Raw genomic sequence first — 3,892 nt, 5'->3', positions numbered from 1 at the left:
GATGGTGAAGGAGCTGACCGGCAGTTCCTCCGAGCTGATCTTCGAGCCCCTGCCGGTCGACGACCCCAAGCAGCGCAAGCCCGACATCACCCGCGCCCAGGAGGTGCTGGACTGGACGCCGACCGCCCAGCTTCGCGAGGGCCTGGGCAAGACCATCGAATATTTCGACGGCCTGCTGCGCGAGCTGAAGACCAAGCCGCAGGGTCTGGCGCAGTTGACGTAGGAGCCGCCGGGCGTGGTCAGACGCCCGAGGCCGTGGCGATGGCCAGGTGGTAGAGGACGCTGGCTGCGGCGCACGCCAGCAGCACGCATATGACGCCGACCTTGAAGCGAAACACAGCAACGGCGGCCGCGAGCGTCAGGACGAGGCTGGCGACGTTCAGCGAAGAGAGGACCGGGGTTTCGAGGGCGAGGCCCGCAGCAGCGGCGGGTCGCACTTCGCGAAACAGTACATGCAGGGCGAACCACACCGCGAGGTTCAGGATCACCCCGACGACCGCTGCGGTGATCGCCGACAGCGCCGCATTGATCGCGCGCGCGCCACGCAGCGCCTCCACGAAGGGCGCGCCAAGGAAGATCCAGAGGAAGCAGGGCGTGAAGGTGACCCAGGTGGTCAAGATGCCGCCCAGCGCCCCGGCGAGCAGCGGCGGAAGGCCGGTGGCGCCACGCAGCGCGCCCATGAAGCCCACGAACTGGGTGACGATGATCAGCGGACCGGGCGTGGTCTCCGCCATCCCCAGGCCGTCCAGCATCTCCCCAGGTCGCAGCCAGCCGAAGGTGCGCACGGCCTCCTGCGCCACATAGGCCAGGACCGCGTAGGCGCCGCCGAAGGTGACCACCGCCATCTTGCTGAAGAAGACGGCGATCTGGGTGAAGGTGTTGGCCCAGCCGAGCGTCACGCCCAGGGCGACGACGGGGGCCAGCCACAGCACCAGCAGGATGATGCTGACCGTGAGCGACCAGCGCAGGTTTGGCTTGGCGTGGTCCGGGGTCTCCTCGCCCAGGATGGACGCCGCGTCGGAATAGGCGTCGGGGACGTTCGCAGCGTGGCCGTCCGCGACGTCGAACGCCGCCACGCCCGCCCTGCCGCCCAAGTACCCGATCAGCCCCGCCCCCAGGATGATCAGCGGGAACGGCGCGCCGAACACGAAGATGCCGATGAAGGCCAAGGCCGCGAGCGTCACCATCACGCGGTTCTTGAGCGCACGCCTGCCGACGCGGACCACCGCCTCGAAGACGATGACCAGCACCGCGGCCTTGAGGCCGAAGAACATCGCGCTGACCGGGCCGACGCTCCCGTAGGCGGCATAGAGCAGGCTCAGCGCCATGATGGCGACGAACCCGGGCGCGACGAACAGCAGGCCCGCCACGAGCCCGCCCGCCGTGCGGTTCATCAGCCAGCCGATATAGATCGCGAGCTGCTGCGCCTCGGGGCCCGGCAGCAGCATGCAGTAGTTGAGCGCATGCAGGAACCGACGTTCGCCGATCCAGCGCTTCTCCTCCACGAGGATGCGGTGCATCACCGCGATCTGCCCGGCGGGTCCGCCGAAGCTGAGCGCAGCCACACGAGCCCAGACCTTCGTCGCCTCTGCGAGGGAAACGCCGGGACGGCGAACGGGGCTTTGTGGGGGGATGTCGTCCATGATGCTCCTCGCGCCCGCTCACGCGGCGGGGCATGGGAGCGGATCTTGGACGGCGGACCATCTACGCCGGGCGACCCGCGTCGGCCCGGTGTCTGAGAATTAGCGCGCCAGCGGCCCGGCCGGCAAGCCGCTGCGCGAAGCTAGGTGTGGGCAGGCGCACTGCCGCCATGCCGGCGCTGGTGCGGACGGCGGGGCTCGAACCCGCACTCCTCGTGGGAAGTAGGTTTTTACTCACGCTCAATTCTTCTAGTTGACTGATTTTACAATATAATTAGTATCGTTTACGTTAGTTACGCAAGAAAATGAGTGGCTGACGACATCTCTTGTCGGGGCGATGCGTCGAGCGCGCCCCGACGAACCGCCGTTCACCGCTGCTGTTGCCGCTCCACTAGGTGCGGAGCGGTGGCCGCCGCCGGGGCGCCAATGAGACTGCCTATGTCCGCTGGAGTGAAGTGATAGAGTTGGAAATCCGGTCCTAGCTCGGCCTGCGCCCGGAGCTGATTAGGTGTCAGCTCCACGCCAATCCCGAATTTGTCTTCAAACCGTACCCGGCCGCTCCTGCCGTCCGGATACCAGTAGCCCTCCAGGAGGGGATCGCGGGATTTTGGCTTCCATTCCCTCGGCTGGAAGTTCACGCGGCTCCTGACGTCTCCGAGCGTTTCGCCGAGCCGCCCTTTGGCTGCGGTCGGCAACGCGTTTGAAACCGCCCTGCCCCCGACTCCGGCCAAGCCACCGACAAAGTTGCCGGCAAGTGCGCTCTTCCCCCCTCTTTCCAACGAGATCGGCCGGCGATTGAAGAGGTCTTGCGAAACCGACGTGACGGACGCTCCCACCGCGCCTGCGCGCGCCGGTCCCAATGGGAAAGCCGCGGCTCCTGCCGCCCCTCCGACCGCCGCTCCCAAATTGTCGCCCCACGACGAGCGACGGCCGCCAGCCAATAAGTCTGACGACATCTGTATGCCGAGCCCCATGCCGGCGCCGGCGCCGGCGAGCGCCATCGCTTCCCTACCGCTCAGGGCAGCCGCGCCCAAAATACGCGGCGCTGCGGCGAGCGCCCCTTGCATGGGTCCGATTAGGCCAAGACCGCTCGCCACGCCGCCAACCTGACCAGCGCGTAAAGCGAGAGCGCGGTTCGAAGCATCGTAGTGGTTGCGGGCTGTTTCCAGAGCCATGTTCGCGTCATAGCGCTGCCGCCATCCGTCCAGACCGCCCGGCTGAATGAGAGCATCGAGACCCGCAGCGAGGTGATCCATTCCGCCGAAGGTCAACATGTTTGCTGCTCCGCGAACTGCCGCATCGGCCTGCATCACAGCTTCAGGCAGGTCACGCGGAGATCGAACGCGCGCGGGCTTCGGCGGCGCGATCGGCGCCTGACTTGGCGACGGCCCCGATCCGCCGGCGTTCTTCGCTGGTCCAACCCGTTGTTGTTTATTCGAATTCCCACGCTTCGCTGTATCGAGAACGCGAGAGCTTAGGTATTGAAGTTCTTGAGGCGTGCGCGCGAGTAAATTAACACCCGCCCGGGTGGCGGCATTCCAAGCCTCCCGGCCGGCGACCTCCACATCCTGTTTGAGACGTGCGACCTGTTCGTTTCGCTCTCGGAACCAACGGTTCTTCTCGTTCTCCAGATCACGCAAGCGGTCGCGCAAGGTCTCAGCCATCCCTTCTCCCCCTAGCCTAGGCATGTGGCTTTAGGTCGATCGGCGCCTGTACCAAGCACGAGAGCGACACTCAAAATGATGCCACACTCAGCGAAGATGGTCAAGAACAAAACGAGAACATATGGTGTTTGAGTCGAATCGTATTGTGATACTGGACCGGCCCAGAGGGCAGTTCCGCCTGCAGGTCCGAAAGCCGCGAGTCGCGAGCCAGCTTGGTCACGTCCCTGGGAGGGGCGAGGGTTATGGGTACAGTCTCAATCTGGCACTGGGCTGTCGTCTTGATTGCGCTGAGCACGGTCATTCCCATTGGACGGGTGCTGAAGAGGGTTGGACTGAGTCCCTGGTGGACGGTCCTTTTTCTCATTCCGTTCGTTGGTTGGTTCGGGCTTTGGGTGTTCGCGTTCGCGCGCTGGCCCGCAGTTGAGCCCCCGAGCAGCCGAGCGCCAGGCGCCTAGGGCGTGGACTCAATAGCTCGCAGCCAGAGCCTTGCTGAGGCGAGTGCAACGGCTGCGAGGAAGTTCCTGGCGGTCTTTTCGAAGCGTGTGGCGACCCGTCGGAACTGCTTGAGGCTGCAGAAGTAGCGCTCGA

General features: G+C 65.5%; 2 protein-coding genes and 2 pseudogenes. 1 reads left to right on the top strand and 3 read right to left on the bottom strand.

Features of this window, described 5'->3' with window-relative positions; genetic code table 11:
- Positions 1 to 223, top strand: a pseudogene (locus Q8M88_RS05780) (SDR family NAD-dependent epimerase/dehydratase); the annotation flags it as partial.
- Positions 224 to 239: 16 nt separating this feature from the next.
- Here Q8M88_RS05780 and chrA read toward each other — a convergent pair.
- The 3 genes and pseudogenes from chrA to Q8M88_RS05765 all read right to left on the bottom strand — a co-directional run.
- On the bottom strand, positions 240 to 1,643 hold the full coding sequence (chrA, locus tag Q8M88_RS05775; RefSeq protein WP_305595293.1) for a chromate efflux transporter: 1,404 nt from the start codon (positions 1,641 to 1,643) through the stop codon (positions 240 to 242).
- Positions 1,644 to 2,008: 365 nt separating this feature from the next.
- Complete coding sequence (locus Q8M88_RS05770; protein ID WP_305595291.1) at positions 2,009 to 3,304, bottom strand: hypothetical protein; 1,296 nt, start codon at positions 3,302 to 3,304, stop codon at positions 2,009 to 2,011.
- Positions 3,305 to 3,755: 451 nt separating this feature from the next.
- Positions 3,756 to 3,892 (bottom strand): annotated as a pseudogene (locus Q8M88_RS05765) (IS5/IS1182 family transposase); the annotation flags it as partial.

Origin of the sequence: Phenylobacterium sp., from assembly GCF_030693805.1 — a bacterium.
Taxonomy (GTDB): domain Bacteria; phylum Pseudomonadota; class Alphaproteobacteria; order Caulobacterales; family Caulobacteraceae; genus Phenylobacterium.
Note: the sequence above shows the minus strand (reverse complement) of the source record. Positions and strands in the feature narration are given on the sequence as shown.

Excerpts from the sequence above, each read along its gene's own strand:
- chrA (WP_305595293.1), bottom strand. The coding sequence starts at position 1,643 with ATGGACGACATCCCCCCACAAAGCCCCGTTCGCCGTCCCGGCGTTTCC.
- Q8M88_RS05770 (WP_305595291.1), bottom strand. The coding sequence starts at position 3,304 with ATGGCTGAGACCTTGCGCGACCGCTTGCGTGATCTGGAGAACGAGAAG.